This window comes from Dactylosporangium sp. NPDC049742, assembly GCF_040674675.1.
In the GTDB taxonomy this organism is placed as follows: Bacteria; Actinomycetota; Actinomycetes; order Mycobacteriales; family Micromonosporaceae; genus Dactylosporangium; species Dactylosporangium maewongense.
On record NZ_JBFANF010000016.1, the window covers coordinates 1 to 16,402 of the forward strand.

Here is a 16,402-nt window from a genome sequence, read left to right on the forward strand (position 1 = left end):
CCGTAGCGAACGGCCGCGGGTCACGCCGTGCCTGCCCGGCCCGCGGCGAGCACGGCGATCAGCCGGTACCGGCCGCCGACCATCGGCATGACGTCGACACCTCCAGGTCTTTGCCGCACGGCGTGGCTCCGCCCGGAGCCGCTGTCGCGATCCTCGCCGCGCGGCATGGCGGACACTCCTCATTCGTGTGACAGTTGTGCGACGAGGCAGGGGCGTGTCGCTTCCACGCCGCCCGGCAGGCGGCGATCAGGACGAGGTCGGCGTAGTCGGCGGCCGTGAGGCGCCCGTCGGTCAGGGACGCGTCGGCGCGGGGCACGCGCAGCGGCTGCCCGTCGTGCAGGAACGACACGGTGTCGACGTCGGCGCGGCTGGTCAGGGTGCACACGATCTGCCCGTACGCGAGGACCTCGTCGCTGCGCCCGACCCCGTCGGACCGGCTGCCGATTTCGACCGTCGCGTCGCCGCCACGGACCTCCACAATGCCGGTCACCGTGATGCCGGTCAACGCGCTGGTGTAGCCGGCGTCCCGTTCGGCCGCGGTCGGGCCGGACAGCAGGTTCCGCAGTTGTTCGTCGATCGCCGGCATCTGCCGGGTTCAGTCTCCTGGGCGCTTGGTGGTCGCTGGCTGCTTCCAAACGGTTGGCCAGTGGGAAGTGACCGCGGCGCGGGAACGGTTACCGCGCGTCGCGTAGGAACGGCCCGAGCAGTTCACCAGCTCGGGCGCGGATGTGGGCGGGGTCGCCACCCGCCTCGATGAGACTGGACGCACTGTAAACGATCGCGTTGATCATCTTGGCGGTGGTGGCCGGGTCCGGCAGGTCCATCGCCCGCAGCGCGTCGACCAGCGGATCGGACAACTGCTCGTGCATGACGCGGCTGCTGTCGTCCAACTGCTGACCAGGCGCGATCGCGGCGAGGGCGCGGGCTACGGCATGCTCACCCTCGGCAACCAGCTCAAGGTTGGTGTCGACGTACGCCAGCACCTGCGCGTCCGGCGCGCCCGCCGCGGCCATCGCTTCGGTCACCCGGGTCGACCAGCGGGGGAACACGTCCTGGATCAGCGCGTCGAGCAGGTCCCGGCGAGAGCGGAAATACTCGTACGCCGAGGAGCGGGCCAGACCGGCGCGACCGGCGACCGCCGCGAGTGACGGAGCGGCGCCCGGCTCCTCGGCCAGGATGGCACGGGCCGCGTCGAGCAGCGCACGATGTTTGACGGCGCGGTGCTCAGCGACGGTGGGCGCTGAGATGCGCGGCACCGTGCCTCCTTCAGTCGCCTAGCCGGACAGCTTTCCGTCGACCATTTCTACCACCCGATCGCAGTGCTGGAGCACATCAGTGTCGTGCGTGACCATGACGGTCGCCACCCCGGCGCGTTTGGTCTCGCGGGCCAGCAGCTCGACCACTTCGTGGCTGCGTGCCCGATCGAGTGCCGCTGTCGGCTCGTCGGCCAGCAGCAGCGACGGGCCACCGATCAGCGCCCGGGCGATGCCGATGCGTTGCCGTTCGCCGCCGGAGAGCTGGTGCGGGCGCCGGTGCGCCTTGCCGGCCATGCCGACCTCGGCAAGCAACTGTGCGGCGTCCTGCGCCCCGGTCCGGCGCCGGTTGAGGTGCTGGATGAGCCGCAGCTGGTCGATCGCGGTCAGCGCCGGGATGAGGTTGCCGTTCTGGAAGACGAAGCCGACATGCTCGCGCCGGAAGGCGGTGCGCGCCGCCGGCTTCATGGCGGCCAGATCGTTGCCGTTGACGGTCACGCCGCCCTCGTCCGGCACGGTCAGCCCGCCGGCCACGGCAAGCAGGCTGGACTTGCCGGCGCCGGACGGCCCGACCACCGCCACAAGTTCGCCGGGCGCGACGGTGAGGCTCACCGCGTCCAGCGCTTTGATGGTGTCGTCGCCGTCGCCCAGGCGCAGGGTCACCCCGGCCAGGCACAATCCGGTGCGGGTCGCGGTGTCGAGTTTCATCGTTGTGCTCCCAGGGCGGTCAGCGGGTTCACCGTGGCGATACGGACGATGGCGGTAGCCGCGCCGAGCAGGCCCAGCACGATGAGCAGCCCGGCCGCGGTCACGACGGCAGGCAGTTCCAGGGTGAACGGCACGTCTCCGCCGGTCACGAGGGCGCCCATGCCCAGGCCGGCCAGCACCCCGGCGGCGCAGGCGGCCAGCAGGATGAGCAGTGCCTGGACAAGACCATCGCGCAGCAGGTACGCCCGGGACGCGCCGATCGCTCGCAGGACGGCCAGCTCCTGCCGGCGATGAATGGTCCACACCGTGAAGAACGCGCCCACGACCAGGGCTGAGATGGCGTACAGAAAGACCTGGATGAGCGTGAGGGTCGACGTCTCGGCGGTGTAGCCGGGCGAGGTCGCGTACGAGTCGGCGAGCGTCAGGCTGGTGGTGCCCGCGGCGGCGTCCCCGGCCGCGAGGTTCAGCGTGGCGCCCGCACGTGCCTTGATCGCCACCGCCGTGGCCTCACCATCGGCGCCCGTGTGGATCCGGCGCCAGGTGTCGAGCGGCAGGTAGGCCACGTCGACGTGCCCGAACGTCCGCTGATCGGCGGTGGCCCCGACCACCGTGAGCCGCACGCCGAGCCGGTCGATGGTCACCGTGTCGCCGAGGCGCAGCCCGGCGTGGAGCAGCGTGTTGGAGACGACCAGCCCGTCCGCGCTGCCCAGCCGCGATCCGCCGGCCGGCGCCGGGTCCAGGAACGAGCCCGGTCGCACGCCGAACAGCGCCAGGTCGATCGGCACCCCGGCGCCACTGTGCGCGTTCACCAGCATGTTGCCGAACGGCTCGGCCGCCTCCACGCCGGGCTGCCCGCGCCAGGCCTCCACCTGCCTCTCATCGACGACGCTGCGCGAGAACGCACCGTCCACCCGGGTTCCCTCGGCGAACCCGAACGCGGTGACCGGCATCCGCCGCAACCCCGACACGCCATCGTTCACCAGCCCGGACGACAGGCCGGACAGCAGCACCATGAGCACCGCGATCAGCGCCACTACCGCCCCCATCAACGCAAACCGAGAACGCGCGAACCGCAGCTCACGCAACGCCAGGAACATGACCCCTCCTAAGATTTACCGACAGCGCGTCGGCAACTATACCGACACACTGTCGGCACGTTGCGCGCGAGAGGTGGACGGACGGCGACGCGATGCCTCGTCCGGCGTCTCGGATCGAGACTCGACGGACACCCACGGGAGCGCGGTAGCGTTGCCTGCGTGTGGTTCTGATCATGTTCGGTCAAGATTGACCGATTTTCCAGGCAGGGCCGTGTCATTGCTGCTGGCAGTCGCTGCGGTGTCGGTGGCCGCTGTCGCCGGACTGGCCAGTTCCGGGCTGCTGAGGCCGTGGTGGTCGCTGTTCGTCTACGACGCCGGGCAGTTCTGCGCCGCGCTCGTCGCGACCCTCGCCTGTTGGATCACCGCCGTCCGGCATTCCGGCGCGCAGCGGTGGTGGCGGCTGTGGATGGGTGCCGCGACGTTCGGCTGGATGTCCGGGCAGTTGCTCTGGTCCTGGTACCAGTTGTTCCGCGACGTCGGACTGCCATCCCCGTCGCTTGCGGACGTCGGATACCTGGCTCTGCCGGTGTTCGCGCTCGTGGCGATCATCGCCCTGGCTGCCGACCAGCCCGGGCAGGGTGCGCCGCGGCGCCGCTCGGATCAGCTGGTGAGGGTCCTGGACGGGCTTGTCGTCGTGGGTGCGTTGTTCGCGCTCACCTGGGCGACCACGCTCGGATCGGTGGTGCGGGCCGGTGCGGCCACCCCGTTCGCCTACTCGATTGCGATCGTCTACCCGGTCGCGGATCTGCTGCTGGCCGTCATCGCCATCCTGCTCATCGCGACAGCCTCATCGGCGGCGAACCGGCTACAGCTGATCATGCTCGGAACCGGACTGTTCTGCCTGGCGGTCTCCGACAGCGTCTTCGCGTACCAGGTGTCTGAGGGCGCACACAGCTTGCCGCAGCTGACATATGCCGGGTATGTCGCCGGGCTCGCGCTCGTCGCAGTCGCCGCCCTGGCCCCGACCTGGGAGAGGCCGGGCTGGGCGGTGCGACCGGACGCCCGCTGGGGCATCTGGCTGCCCTATTTGCCCGTCGCCGTCATGGGTGTGCTGTTCATCGTGCAACGCGTCCGGGGCATCCCTTTGGACACCGTCGAGATCGTCACGGAGTCCGTGGTCATCTCGATGCTGATCATCCGCCAGGCTGTCACGCTCGCGCAGAGCGCCGACCTCGTCGCGTCGAGGGCGCGGCTCGTGCTCGTCGCCGACCAGACCCGCCGGCAGCTCGAGCGCGACCTGCACGATGGCATCCAGCAGCGACTCATCTCGCTGGGGCTGGACATCCGTCGGGCCGAGGCGGACGTGCCGCCGGAACTGACGCAGCTGCGGCAGCAGCTGTCCGCCGTCGTGGCCGGGTTGAACGGCACGGTCAACGACGTGCGGGAGCTCTCACGCGGCGTCCATCCGGCGATACTCACCGAGGGCGGCCTGCGACCCGCGCTGCGCACGCTGGCCCGCCGCTCCGCCGTCCCGGTGGAGCTCGACGTCCAGGTGGACGGCCGGCAGCCGGAGCCGGTCGAGGTCGCGGCCTACTACGTGGTGGCGGAGGCGCTGACGAACGCCGCCAAGTACGCCCACGCCACGCTCGTCCACATCTGCGCGCAGGTACGGGGTAAGAATCTGCACCTGACGGTGCGTGACGACGGCATCGGCGGCGCGGACCCGAAACGCGGCACAGGTCTCATTGGACTGACCGACCGCGTCGAAGCAACAGGCGGCACACTCACCCTCTACAGCCCAGTCGGCCAGGGTACCCGACTACAGGCCGAGATCCCGCTCAACCGACCACGACCAGACTGACAAAGCGAGCGGCTCTGCGCCTACCGACAACCCGTCCGTACAGCGCCCGGCCACAGACCGGCGTGCCCGGCGCAGCCAGAAACACCAACAATCATCTATCTAGGCGCAGGTCAAAGTTCATTAGATGCTGACGTTCAGGCGGGTCGCGAGTTGGGCGACGGGGGCCGATGGTGTACCCCGGGTGCGGCGCAGCACGTCGCTGAGCACCTCGTGGGCGAGAGGGCGGCAGCGGATCTCGGACGGGGCGAGCCGCTCGCTCTCCAGGAGGTTCTCGCCTGCCATGTCGATGTCGCCGGTCATCGACCGGGCGCGGGCCTGATCGAGGAGATGCTGCGCACGGCGCTCCGGCGGCAGCGCGTTGAATCCTTCGAGGTCCAGGCGTTCGTGGACCTCGACCGCCGAACTGCCCTCCCCGAGCTCGACGGCGGCGGCAGCGCGGTACAGCTGGACGTTTGTCGGGCCGAAGGACGTCCAGTAGTAGTTGGCGTCGCTGTCGAGGCTCCGGGCCGCATCTTCGGCCTCGGACAGCAGATCACGGACCATCGCGCTGTCCCCGAGCCGCGCCGCCGCCACTGCTCCCTGCAGAACCAGCTGGCCGTAGACGGAGAGCCGCTCAGGCGAGCTGTCGTTCTCGCCGGCCCCGGGGGCGATCCGGTTGGCGATGTTGATGCAGATGTCCAGCCCGGGCCGTGCCCGGCCGAGGGACACCAGCGCCATCGAGACACGCATCGTGGCCAGCCCGGCGAGCAGATGGTCACCAGCACGCTGCGAGGCAGTGATCGACCGGTCAGCGGCGAGCCAGGACAAGTCGTGTTCACCGACCTTGCGCAGCACCGCCGCGGAGATCTGACAGATCTGCCCGAGCAGATCGGCGGCCTGCCGCGCCTGCGGGCCGTCGCCGTAGGCGGCGTCGGCGGCCTGCGCCTCCCTCAGAAGGCGGGGCAGCGTCCGCGCGAGCGTTCCGTACTTCGCATGCTGGTAGGACAGCCAGGCGTGGGACACCGCTTTGCGGAGATCAATGAGCGGTGGCGGCTCCGGCGGGGCAGAGAAGAAGGCACTGATCTGGTCGTACCGCTCCAGCGCGGCGCGGATCTCCTCCACCTCGACCTGGTCGACACCGTTGGGTTGCTCGCAGCGGCGCACCGGGTCCTTGCCGAGCAGGATCTGGACGTCGAGGTGCAGCACTTCGGCGATCTCGTACACCACGGAGAACTTGTCGAGCCGGCGCACCCCGCGCTCCACCTTGTCCACCCAGCTCTTCGACTTACCCAGCCGGTCGGCGAAGACCTGCTGCGACATCTTGCGCCGATTTCGCCAATACGCCACACGGCGACCGATGGGAATCTCATCCATCTCGCTACCTCCGGAGACCCGTCCGGCCCATTCCACGTGCTGTGCAGCCTGACCCCGTGGACCTACTCACACGTTCTGTACTGCAGCTACGGCTCCAGTTATCACCCGGCAGAATGCTGCGCCGCAGTACGTTGCTGGTGGGCGCCGGATGCCGCTTGGGCCGCCGCCAAAGCGGCGCTCTTCTCGCAAATTCACGAGCCGATCATCTGGAACGCCTAACGTAGCCCCCACATAGCCCTACGTCGACCCCTGTCACCCCGGCGGATGTATTCGGCCTCCAGCAACATGAAGCCCCCCACGTAGAGGTTCAAGAGCCGGGCCATCTGGACCGCCCGGAATGGGCCGCCAACCGGCGACAGGGACTGATCCGCAATGTCACACGCTTTGTGACTGAGCGGCGGTCATGACTGCAACCGACCAGCCGGGTGACGTTCATTTCGTGTGCCGGCGCGGCCACTCTTCGCGACGGGGCGTTGATCGGTGGTGGGCGTCTGCGGCTGGTCGAGACGAGCGCTGCCGCGCGACGCACCATCGCCGTGCTGCGGCATGCGGGTGTGTCGGCAGAACAGCCATCACACTGAGCGACGATCATGCATGCTGCGGGGCTACGTCCTCGGTGCACCGCGCGTTGACAGTGCCGTGGACCGCGTCGGCGGCGGTTGGATGTGACCGTGCGGCGCACCCGGGGGCGCGGACTGCGCCGCATGGCCACCTGCTGATTCGCCGAAGGGGGGTTCGGCAAACCGGTTCAAGCACAATTGAGCCGACAGTACAGCGGCACTGGCTGGTTGACCAGACGCCGTCCACGGTCACCCCGGTTGGGTGCCGCGCTGGTCGAGGCCTCTGCTTGCACCGCTGCGAGGAGTCGCCGCCGGGACGAGTCGGGGTACCACGAAGCCGGGCCAGATCCTCGACAGCTGCTGCGCGACGCCGTCCAGCACGCCAGTGGATCCGATGCGCCGAGCGGTCAGACGGACCGGCGACAGGGCGGCGCCGGGATCCGCCGAACTGCCGTGGACAGTGCTCGTTGCTGGTCGTCGGTCAGGAAGGCGTGGTGGTGCCGCTGCACAACTGGACCAGCAGCTCGTCTCGGTCGGTGAGCAGCTCGCTGAGCAGCTCGCCGGCCGACCGCGAGCAGGTCGGCCACGTGAGTCGTGCTCAGCCGGTACATCACCAGCGACCCGTCGCGGTAGCACGTGACGATCCCGGCGCGGCACAGCGCGGCGAGCTGCTGTGAGAGGTTCGACGCCTCGACGTCGATCTCCGCGAGGAGGTCACGGACCGGCCGCGGCCCGTCCTGCAGCAACTCCAGCACCCGGATCCGCGCCAAGTGGCCCAATGTGCGGAACAGCTCGGCCTTCGCCTGATGCAGCGGAACCGGCACCCCGCCTCCTCACCCCGACCTTGACCGGCCCAAACCGGTTGATGACTTGTGCAGTTGAAGAAGTCTTCATGCAGCCGTCGAGTGCCTACATCATTTCGCCTTCAACGCGACCGGAATCGCACACCGTGTACGACGCGGCCTGTACCGGGAAGCCGATCCTGACCTTGGCCGGCCATCGACATGTGATCGGCGCTCGGTCCGCACGCCCGACCGCGTCAGTGGTTGTGCTGCTCCCGGCGCTCGTTCATTGCTGTGCCGATGGAGGTGGCCGTCTGTGTTCCGCCGCAGCCCCGGATCGAGAGGACAGTTCATGCCGGACCTGGACGTTGCGCTCAAGGAAGCGATGCAGATCGAAGGCGCCGTCGGCGCGGCGCTCGTGGACTACACCAGCGGCATGGCCCTGGGTACCGCCGGGGGTGGTCGCGACCTCGACCTGACGATCGCCGCGGCCGGCAACAGCAACGTCGTCCGCGCGAAACTGCGCGCCATCGAGATGCTCGGAATCACTGAGCAGATCGAGGACATCCTGATCACCCTCGGCGGCCAATACCACCTGCTGCGGCCGTTGACCAGCCGCAACGGCAAAGGCACGTTCTTCTATCTAGTGCTGCTCAAGGACCGCGCCAATCTCGCCATGGCCCGGCACCGGCTCCGCATGATCGAAACCGAGACCGATCTCTAGCGCTGTGACCACTGACGTTCACCGGGTCGGTGGTGTTGTGGTTCCTCGCCGCACGGGTGCGTCGAGCGACGCCCCACCGTGCTGGTGGGGCGGGCCTCAGCCGGCCAACCGACTCCTGCCGCCGTTCCCACCATGTTCACCGTGGCGCCGCCGGGTGTGGCGGCGCGCTGGTGGTGTGGTGGGGGTCGGCGGGGGGTCACGCCGGGACAGTCCGGCACCGGGAAGATGCCGTCCTGCTCGACGGTGCGTGAGCACCTGCGGCAGCACGACTGCTGCTGCTGCTGGGGTGCTGGTGCCGCCGCCCGCAGCAGTCCCGGTGTGCCTGGGGGTCCGGGTGGCGATGGTGGCGGCCGCGAACAGGTCACGGTGTCCGGTGAGGTCGCAGTGCCGGCAGGTCATGGTCCGCCCGGCTGGTTTGGTGATCTTCCTGCGGCAGGTGGGGCAGGTCGATGAGGTGCCGCGTTCGTCGACAAGGTGGACGGTGATCCCGGCGAGTTCGGCCTTGTCCCGCAGCACGGCGATGCTGCGGCCGACCTGCCAATGCCGCAGCCGCAGGTTGTGCCGACGACCAGCGGACAGATCAAGCACGCCACGAGGGTCGCCGACGGTCAACGTCCCGACCCGCCGCCGCACCGCCCAGCCGATAACGGTCTTCGCCGCCTCGTGCTGCTACACCGCACCGGCGTGCAGGTCGTGCAGGTCGTGCAGGTCGCTGGCTTGGTGCTGTTCCGGTTCGCTATCGGGCCGGGCGATGTCGCGGTGTGGCGTCGCCGTCCGGGGCTCCGCAGGGTGATGCCAGCGGCGGGCAGCCGCGACCGGATGTACGTTCTCGCCCGCTGCCCGGCCGGGGTGAGCCAACTCAGCCCGGCAGCAACCTCGGCGACGGTGAGCGGGTCGTCGACGTACAGCCGGCACAGCTCCGTGTCGCCGATGTCGTCGACCCGGCGGGCTGCGTCGGGGGCGTCCAGCCACGTCGACCAGTTGAGCCCTCGCCGCGACGTCAGGCCGGCTCGCTGCAGCGCCGACCGCTCGCGCCGCACGCACCGCAGGGTTGCCCGCTGCTGTCAGGCGCCCAAGCTGTGCTGCAGCAGGTCCGGGTCCGACCAGTCGCCCCGCTGGCCCACCTGATCATCTACACCGACGGCACCGCCGCTAGGTGCCCGGTTACCGGTTCCGAGTGGCCGAGGCACCGAACGGGGCGGCCCCTTCCGGGATGCCCGTTGACACGCTCAACGCCACCGCGTCCGCGGCTGGCGACACGTGTCCACAGTTCACCAGAAACCGCTGGCCGAATCCCCGTCAAGGTCGGCGCGGCGCCAACCGCGCACCCGCAGCGGAACGGTTCATTGGCCTTCGAGCAGGAAATTCACGCGCCGGATCAGGTCGTTGGGCTCGAACGGTTTCGCCATGACAGCGGCCAGGAAGGGCAGATGTTGGTGAAGATCGGCCGGGTCGACGGATCCGCTAATCATCATCACCGGGATCTCGGCGGTGTCGGGATCCGCAGCGAGCTCTCGGCACAATTCGGCTCCGGTCATCCGCGGCATCGACCCGTCGGTGAGGACCAAGCCCGGCCGACGGGCACGAGTCTCAATTAGCGCTTGCACTCCGTCATCGACGGCGACGACGATGTGCCCGGCCCGCTGCAACACCAGAGCAATCATCGACCTGACATCGGCGTTGTCGTCGGCGACCACTATCAGGGCCATCCCGGCCAGCCACCCACCTTCCGTCCCCACTCCAGTAGGCCTCATCCCCGGCACTCTGCCGCGGCAGATCCTTGCGCGCACCCCGCCAATTCACCCCGTCCCAGGTAGTGCTCGACGCCCGTGGCGACACCAGCTGGATGAGCCACCGCGACCGGGTCACACCAATCGGGTGACGGCTTCTCGCCAGCTTGGTGTCTCGAGGACCGTAGACCGGGGTTGACGCAGACACGGCCCGCGATCAGACCCGGCCCGTCCCTTACCGGACACCGATGTCACCGACGTCCGGTCGCGGCGGCCTCAGGTGCGGCCTTCGGTGGACGCAGCGTCTGACCGGCTTCGTCCTCGAAGCTTTCCCGCCGGCTACACCTCCCGCCGCCACGTCACGGCCGCGGCATCGTCGCGTTCGACGGACAGCACCGCCGGCCAATTCAGCCAGCTCTACCGCGCCACCTACGGCGAACCACCCAGTCGCACCCTGCGCACCTGAGCTCGCCGAATCCTCGCCAGGGCCGGCGTCATCCGCCGCCGTGTGGCGGCTTCGCTGGTGGGGTGGGAAGTTCGCCGGTCTCGGCGAGCCGGGCGGCGATGTCGGCGAGTTTGGTGTTGGTGGTCTGACTGGCCCGGACCAGCAACATGAACGCCTGGTCAGCGGTCAGTTTGTGGCGTTCCATCAGGATGCCCTAGGCCTGGCCGATCAGGTCCCGCACCGCGACCGCCCGCACCAGATGTTCGCGTCGCTGGGCGTCTGCCATGGCGATCGCGGCGTGCGTGGCGAAGAGCATCGCGGTGTATGCGGCGTCGCCGGTGAACGCCGCCCTGTCAACTGGCTCAGTCTCGATCCCGCCTGTACGACTGTCGTCGACATCGAGGTGCTCGAGCCGACCGGACTCGACTGCGGGAGCGCATGACGCGTCCGTTGATGCGGCGCAGGTTCGGAACATGCACATTGCGCGCTGCACCGCCGGGCGCCCGGTTGCCCGCTCCCCCGCGTCCGGATCGGGGCCCGGGGCGGGACCAGCCCGCGAGTCCTGGACTCGGAGTCCTGCACACCCGGTCGTGGCCTCCCTTATGGCGGGAATTTCGCTGATTGTCGATCTCCCGATCCGTACGTACATTCTGTACACACCTTCTGTACCGAACGTACTCGGGAGGCGTCAGATGAAGATCGACGTCCGCACGGATCTCGTCGACGAGCAGCTCGAACAGGCATGGCAGCTGTACGAGGCAGCGTTCCGGCACCTCAACGCGCTCACCATCCAACGGCATCTCATGTACCGCTCGGAGTTCGACGACGTCATGTCGGACCGCCGGGTCGAGAAGTGGCTCGCGTACTCCGACGACGGTGTCCTGCTCGGGCTCGCCACATACACCAACCAGCTCAGCGCCTGGCCGCTGATCTCGCCGGAGTACTTCGCCCGGCGCTGGCCGGTGCACTACGCCGACCAGCGGATCTGGTACTGCGGCTTCGTCGCCGTGCCCACCCACGAGCACGGCATGTTCGTGAAGCTCATCGAGGCGATGTACCGCCACGCCGAGCAGCACGACGGCGTCATCTCGCTGGACATCTGCCGGCACAACATCGACGCCTACCGCCTGGACCGGGCCATCAACACGTGGCTGCGCCGCATCTCCGACAACCGGGTCCGCTGCGAGACCGCCGACGCGCAGACCTTCATGATCTACGAGACGGCACCCGCCGCCGGCGAGGAGCACCTCCGCGCGGCGTGAAGCTCAGCCGTAGACCGCCCGCGCCAGCAGCTGCAGCGCCGCAGCCGACGGCGACCCGGGGTCCGCGGTGAACGTCAGCAGCAGCTGGTCGGACGCGTCCGGGCGCAGCACCTCCTGGTGCAGCGTCATGCGGCCGACGACCGGGTGCTGAAACTCGCGGACCGCGGGCTCGCACTCGTCGACCGCGTGGTCGGCCCACAGCGTCGCGAACCGCGGGCTGCGTACGCACAGGTCCCCGACGAGCTCGGCGAGCTTCGGGTCGTCCGCGTGCCGGGCCGCGAGCATCCGCAGGTATGCGACGGACTCGCGGGTCTTGTCGGGCCAGTGCACGTACAACTCCCGCATGTGCGCGTCGAGGAACAGCATCCGCACCTTGTTGGGCCGCCGCTCCGGCCGGTCGACGCCGACGCGGTCGACCGGCCGGAGCGGCCAGGAACGCGTGCCCGAGCCGGTTCCACGCCAGGAAGTCGCCGAACCGCCCGAGCACCACCGCCGGCGCGTCGGTCATCGCGTCGAGCAGCCGCCGCACGCCGGGCCGGGCGAACTCGACCGGCGGCGCGAGCGGCGCGGCCGGCGCGGGACCGCGGGCGAGCGTGAACAGGTGCTTGCGCTCCAGGTCGCTCAGGCGCAGCGCCCGCGCCAGGGGCGCGAGCACCCCGTCGGACGCGTTCTGGCTCAGCCCGTTGCCGTTGATCCACCGCAGTATCCACTGCGGATACGACACTTCCGGCAAACAGAGGACGGGGGATGATCCCCAGCAGCGCTCCCGACCGTCCGCTGGGGCAACCTCGGCGGCCTGCTCGTGTTTGCGATGGGCTCGTCGGTGGTGTTCCTGGGCACGCTGTACCTGCAGGACGTGCTCGGTTACTCCGCGCTCGCCACGGGTCTCGCGTTCGGGCCGCCCGGCATCGCCGCGGTCTTCGCCGGCGTCATCGGCGGCCGGCTGCTGGGTCGGTTCGGCCGGCGCGCCACCCTGGTCGGCGGCCTGACCGTGCAGGGCGTCGCGTTCGGCAGCCTGGCGCTGCTCGGCGACTCCCGGGCCATGTACGGGTGGCTCATGCTCGCCTTCACCGTCGGCTTCGTCGGGCACGTGGCGGCGATCGTCGCGTACACGGTGACGGCCACCTCCGGCCTGCCCGACGGCGAGCAGGGTCTCGCCACCGGGCTGAGCACGCTGACCCAGCAGGGGGCGCTCACCGTCGGCATCCCGGTGGTGAGCGCCGTCGCCGCGGCCGCCCCGGCCCTGCTGTCCGGCATCCGCCTGGCGCTGCTGGTGGACGGCGCCGTCACCCTGCTCGGCGCCGTCGCCGTCTACCGAGGACTGCGCGAGCCGTCCGGCGCCGCCCTTCCGCGTTAGGCGGCGGGCTCCAGGACCACGACCGGGATCTGCCGTGTGGTCTTGCGCTCGTAGTCGGCGAAGCCCGGGTACGCCGCCTTCTGCGCGGTCCAGATCTGCTCCCGCTCATCCCCGTCGGTCACCCGGGCGACGAGCTCCTGCGTGCCGGTGCCGATCTCGGCCGTGACCCGGGGCTGGGCGACGAGGTTGTGGAACCAGGCCGGGTTGGTGGGTGCGCCGGCGTAGGAGGCGAACACGGCGTACCCGCCGTCGACCTTCTGGTACATCATCGGGTGGACCCGCTCCTGGCCGCTGCGGGCGCCGACCGTGTGCAGCAACAGCAGCGGAGCGCCCTCGAAGTTGCCCCCGACCTTGCCGCCGTTGGCGCGGAACTCTTCAATGATCTTGTCATTCCAGTCGCTCATGGTCATCAGTCTTCCACCGTCCCCGTCCCGCCGCTCCCGGGCACCCGTTTTTTCGTGTCTTGACACAAGAGCCGGATCAATGGATGGTCGGTGCACGGAGCGGGGGCCCTGAGTGCGTCGGACGTCCCTGCGTGGATGATCCGCTGCCGGGGGTGGCCGTTGTTCTCGCTGATCCGCGCTCAGTTGCTCTTCCGCCGCGGCCGGCTGGTCGCCACGATCGCGGCGGTCGCCGTGGCCGTGGCCAGCTTCGCGCTGCTGGCGTCGGCGTCCCGCGGCTCGCAGGTCCAGGTCAACGGCACGGTGCAGGCCAACTACCGGCCCATGTACGACATCCTCGTCCGCCCGCCCGCCGCGGACCCGCCCTCGGAGGACGGGCTGGTCCGTACCGACCGGGTCACCTCCACCTACGGCGGCATCACCGAGGCGCAGTGGCGGCGGATCCTCGACCTGCCCGGCGTGGACGTGGCCGCGCCCGTGGCGATGGCCGGCTACGTCATGCAGACCGCCGTCATCACCGTCGACCTCACCGACCATGTCGCCGCCGGCGGGCAGCGGCAGGTGCTGCGGGTCCGCCCCGTCTTCACCGGCGACCGGGGCCTGTCCAGCATCGCCGACGGGCCGAAGTACCTCTACGCGACGCGGAACGCCCTCGAGTTCGTGCCGGGGGAGCCGTGGATCGAGGGCAAGAACTACGACAGCTCGGCCCTGCCCAGGCCGCCGGAGATCCGCGAGCACGGCGCAGCCGGCGTGACCGCGGTGTGCGAGGGCATCACCGGGTACTTCGACACGGTCGACGCGCTGTCGGTGAGCGACCGCACCGAGGCCCACTGCTGGTCCAGCGACCCCACGTCCAGCATCGAGCGGACCCCGCGGCCGCAGGTGCGGGTGCTCTTCCCGATCCCGCTGCTGCTCGCCGCGATCGACCCGGTGCAGGAGGCCAGGCTCGACGGCCTCGACCGCGCCGTCGTCTCCGGCGGCTACCTCGACGCCGGCGACACCTCCGCGGGCATCCCGGTCCTCGCCGCCGGCAGCCTCGACCTCGACCAGCAGGTGCGCGTGGAGATCGACCGCATCGGCGGCGACGCGGCCGACAAGACCGGCGCCGGCATGCGGCTGGACAACGCGGTCGACTACTACGCCACCCAGCCGTCCACCCCGATCGGCGCGCGGGCGTTCAGCGCGCAGGACCTGTACCCGGCCGTGCTCGACGCGATCGCGCACCCTCCCGGCGCCGGCGGCTTCCCACCGGCGGCGGGCACCTCGGTCGTCAACGAGTGGTGGACCACCAGCCCCCTGACGCTCGCGGACGGCTCCGCCGCCGTGGTGCCCTACTCGGGCGGCGAGTGGGGGAAGGTCCCGCACGGCATGCCGGACGGCAAGCCGCTGCCGATGGGCCTCGCCGACGATCCCGTCCGCGCCGTCGTCCGGCACGGGCGGGACGGCGACTCCAAGGCGGCCAGCGCGTTCCTGCGCGGCGTCGGCGTGTACGACCCGGCGAAGGTCGACACCGGCCCGGCCCTGTCCCGGCCGCCGTTCGACCTGTACGCCGGGCCCGCCGCCACCGGGGCCGACGACGCGGCCCGCGCCGCGCTCGGCGACCGGCCGCTGATCGCCGGCACCAGCTTCGCCGGCCCGCTCGGCCAGCGGCCGCACCTGCTCACCACGCTGTCGGCACTGCCGGCGCTGCACCGGGCGCCGTACAACAGCCTGGACCCCGCGCACGGCGTCGACGCCGGCGCCCCGATCTCGATGGTGCGGGTCCGCGTCGCGGGCACCGTCGGCATGGACGCGTTCTCCCGGGAGCGGGTCCGCGCCGTCGCCGACCAGATCCACCTCGCGACCGGGCTGCGGGTCGACCTCACCGTCGGCTCGTCGGCGGCGGCCGTGCCGCTGGCGCTGCCGGCCGGCAAGTTCGGCCGCCCGGCCCTCGCCGTCCGCGACAACTGGCTGAAGCTCGGCGTCGCCACCACCATCGTGTCCGCGATCGACCGCAAGTCGCTGGTCCTGTCGATCCTCGTCCTGGTCGCCTGCGCCCTCGCCGTCGGCAACGCGACCAGCGCGGCGGTCCGCGGCCGGTCCACCGAGCTCGCCGTGCTCGCCTGCGTCGGCTGGCCCCGCGGGCGCCTGTTCGCGCTCGTGGCGGCGGAGTCGACGGCGGTGGGAGCGGTCGCCGGCCTGCTGGGCACGATCCTGGCGCTTGCCCTGTCCCGGGTGCTCGGCGTCGACCTCGGCGCCGGCTACGCGCTCCTGGCCGTCCCGGCGGCGCTGCTGCTGAGTCTCCTGGCGGCGCTGCCACCCGCGTGGCGGGCCACCCGCGCCGACCCGGCCGCCGCCGTGCGTCCCGCGGTCGCGCCGGCCCGCCGCCGCCGGGCCCCGCACCGCATCGCCGGGCTCGCCCTCGGCAACGTCCTGCGCACCCCCGGCCGCACCGCCGTCGGCGCGGCCAGCCTGGCGATCGGCGTGGCCTCGCTGACCCTCCTCGTCATCATCAATCTGACGTTCCGCGGCAGCGTCTCCGGTACGGTCCTGGGCGACGCGATCACCGTCCAGGTGCAGGCCACCGACTACATCGCGGCGGCCCTCACCACCCTGCTCGGCGCCGCCACGGTCGCCGACGTCCTCTACGTCAACATCCGCGAACGGGCCGCCGAGTTCGCCCTGCTGGGCGCGGTGGGCTGGGCCGACGCGTCGACGGCCCGGCTCGCCGGGTACGAGGCGCTGGCGCTCGGCGTCCTGGGCGCGACCACCGGCACCGGGGTCGCGCTCGGCACCGCCGCCCTGCTCAGCTCCGAGCTCACCAGCACCTCGTTCGCGGTCGCCGCCGCCGCGGCCCTCGCCGGCACCCTGCTGGCCGTCGCCGCCGCGATCCTGCCGGTGCGGTCGCTGCGCGGCCTGCCGAAGGCCAGGCTGCTCGCCGAGGAGTAGC

Annotated in this window: 15 protein-coding genes and 3 pseudogenes; 6 read left to right on the forward strand and 12 right to left on the reverse strand. The window is 70.7% G+C overall.

Annotated elements, in window-relative coordinates; translation table 11 throughout:
• Window positions 1-58: 58 nt before the first annotated feature.
• From AB0J72_RS21025 to AB0J72_RS21040, 4 genes are all read right to left on the reverse strand, one after another.
• On the reverse strand, window positions 59-586 hold the full coding sequence (locus AB0J72_RS21025) for a GerMN domain-containing protein (RefSeq protein WP_363401106.1): 528 nt from the start codon (window positions 584-586) through the stop codon (window positions 59-61).
• 88 nt (window positions 587-674) lie between these two features.
• The gene (locus AB0J72_RS21030) at window positions 675-1,256 is read right to left on the reverse strand and encodes a helix-turn-helix domain-containing protein (protein ID WP_363401108.1); all 582 of its coding nucleotides are present in this window, start codon (window positions 1,254-1,256) and stop codon (window positions 675-677) included.
• Window positions 1,257-1,274: 18 nt separating this feature from the next.
• Window positions 1,275-1,916, reverse strand: coding sequence for an ABC transporter ATP-binding protein (locus tag AB0J72_RS21035; RefSeq protein WP_363401110.1), 642 nt, complete (start codon window positions 1,914-1,916; stop codon window positions 1,275-1,277).
• Window positions 1,917-1,957: 41 nt separating this feature from the next.
• Window positions 1,958-3,007 carry an ABC transporter permease gene (locus tag AB0J72_RS21040; RefSeq protein WP_363401112.1) on the reverse strand — a complete coding sequence of 350 codons (1,050 nt, stop codon included), beginning with the start codon at window positions 3,005-3,007 and terminating at the stop codon, window positions 1,958-1,960.
• Here AB0J72_RS21040 and AB0J72_RS21045 point away from each other — a divergent pair.
• Window positions 2,973-4,859: a sensor histidine kinase gene (locus AB0J72_RS21045; protein WP_363401114.1), complete on the forward strand. Its 1,887-nt coding sequence runs from the start codon at window positions 2,973-2,975 to the stop codon at window positions 4,857-4,859. The two genes, AB0J72_RS21040 and AB0J72_RS21045, sit on opposite strands and share 35 nt — an antisense overlap.
• Window positions 4,860-4,979: 120 nt before the next feature.
• Here AB0J72_RS21045 and AB0J72_RS21050 read toward each other — a convergent pair whose 3' ends face one another.
• Together AB0J72_RS21050 and AB0J72_RS21055 are read right to left on the reverse strand one after the other, a co-directional pair.
• Window positions 4,980-6,212 carry a helix-turn-helix transcriptional regulator gene (locus tag AB0J72_RS21050; RefSeq protein ID WP_363401116.1) on the reverse strand — a complete coding sequence of 411 codons (1,233 nt, stop codon included), beginning with the start codon at window positions 6,210-6,212 and terminating at the stop codon, window positions 4,980-4,982.
• A gap of 1,041 nt (window positions 6,213-7,253) precedes the next feature.
• A pseudogene (locus AB0J72_RS21055) lies at window positions 7,254-7,596 on the reverse strand (metalloregulator ArsR/SmtB family transcription factor).
• A gap of 310 nt (window positions 7,597-7,906) precedes the next feature.
• On the opposite strand from AB0J72_RS21055, the gene AB0J72_RS21060 reads away from it, so the two are divergent.
• Window positions 7,907-8,278, forward strand: a complete 372-nt coding sequence (locus tag AB0J72_RS21060) for a hypothetical protein (RefSeq protein WP_363401118.1) — start codon at window positions 7,907-7,909, stop codon at window positions 8,276-8,278.
• Between the two features lie 96 nt (window positions 8,279-8,374).
• Here the strand turns inward: AB0J72_RS21060 and AB0J72_RS21065 are convergent, their stop codons facing one another.
• From AB0J72_RS21065 to AB0J72_RS21075, 3 genes are all read right to left on the reverse strand, one after another.
• Window positions 8,375-8,911, reverse strand: coding sequence for a zinc ribbon domain-containing protein (locus AB0J72_RS21065; RefSeq protein WP_363401120.1), 537 nt, complete (start codon window positions 8,909-8,911; stop codon window positions 8,375-8,377).
• 710 nt (window positions 8,912-9,621) lie between these two features.
• Window positions 9,622-9,987: a response regulator gene (locus AB0J72_RS21070; protein ID WP_363401122.1), complete on the reverse strand. Its 366-nt coding sequence runs from the start codon at window positions 9,985-9,987 to the stop codon at window positions 9,622-9,624.
• A 515-nt stretch (window positions 9,988-10,502) separates the two neighbouring features.
• Entirely contained in the window at window positions 10,503-10,658 is a 156-nt protein-coding gene (locus AB0J72_RS21075) for an ANTAR domain-containing protein (RefSeq protein WP_363401124.1), read from the reverse strand.
• Between AB0J72_RS21075 and AB0J72_RS21080 the strand changes: the two genes are divergently transcribed.
• Window positions 10,647-10,895, forward strand: coding sequence for a hypothetical protein (locus AB0J72_RS21080; RefSeq protein ID WP_363401126.1), 249 nt, complete (start codon window positions 10,647-10,649; stop codon window positions 10,893-10,895). The two genes, AB0J72_RS21075 and AB0J72_RS21080, sit on opposite strands and share 12 nt — an antisense overlap.
• A gap of 250 nt (window positions 10,896-11,145) precedes the next feature.
• On the forward strand, window positions 11,146-11,715 hold the full coding sequence (locus AB0J72_RS21085) for a hypothetical protein (protein WP_363401128.1): 570 nt from the start codon (window positions 11,146-11,148) through the stop codon (window positions 11,713-11,715).
• Window positions 11,716-11,718: 3 nt separating this feature from the next.
• Here AB0J72_RS21085 and AB0J72_RS21090 read toward each other — a convergent pair whose 3' ends face one another.
• Entirely contained in the window at window positions 11,719-12,081 is a 363-nt protein-coding gene (locus AB0J72_RS21090; RefSeq protein WP_363401130.1) for a hypothetical protein, read from the reverse strand.
• A 43-nt stretch (window positions 12,082-12,124) separates the two neighbouring features.
• Window positions 12,125-12,439: pseudogene (locus tag AB0J72_RS21095) on the reverse strand (hypothetical protein); the annotation flags it as partial.
• 66 nt (window positions 12,440-12,505) lie between these two features.
• Here AB0J72_RS21095 and AB0J72_RS21100 point away from each other — a divergent pair.
• Window positions 12,506-13,072 (forward strand): annotated as a pseudogene (locus tag AB0J72_RS21100) (MFS transporter); the annotation flags it as partial.
• Here AB0J72_RS21100 and AB0J72_RS21105 read toward each other — a convergent pair.
• Window positions 13,069-13,476 (reverse strand): nitroreductase family deazaflavin-dependent oxidoreductase, encoded by a 408-nt coding sequence (locus tag AB0J72_RS21105; protein WP_363401132.1) that lies wholly within the window; start codon window positions 13,474-13,476, stop codon window positions 13,069-13,071. The pseudogene AB0J72_RS21100 and the gene AB0J72_RS21105 overlap by 4 nt on opposite strands.
• 159 nt (window positions 13,477-13,635) lie before the next feature.
• Between AB0J72_RS21105 and AB0J72_RS21110 the strand changes: the two genes are divergently transcribed.
• Window positions 13,636-16,401: an FtsX-like permease family protein gene (locus AB0J72_RS21110; RefSeq protein ID WP_363401134.1), complete on the forward strand. Its 2,766-nt coding sequence runs from the start codon at window positions 13,636-13,638 to the stop codon at window positions 16,399-16,401.
• Window position 16,402 lies beyond the last annotated feature (1 nt).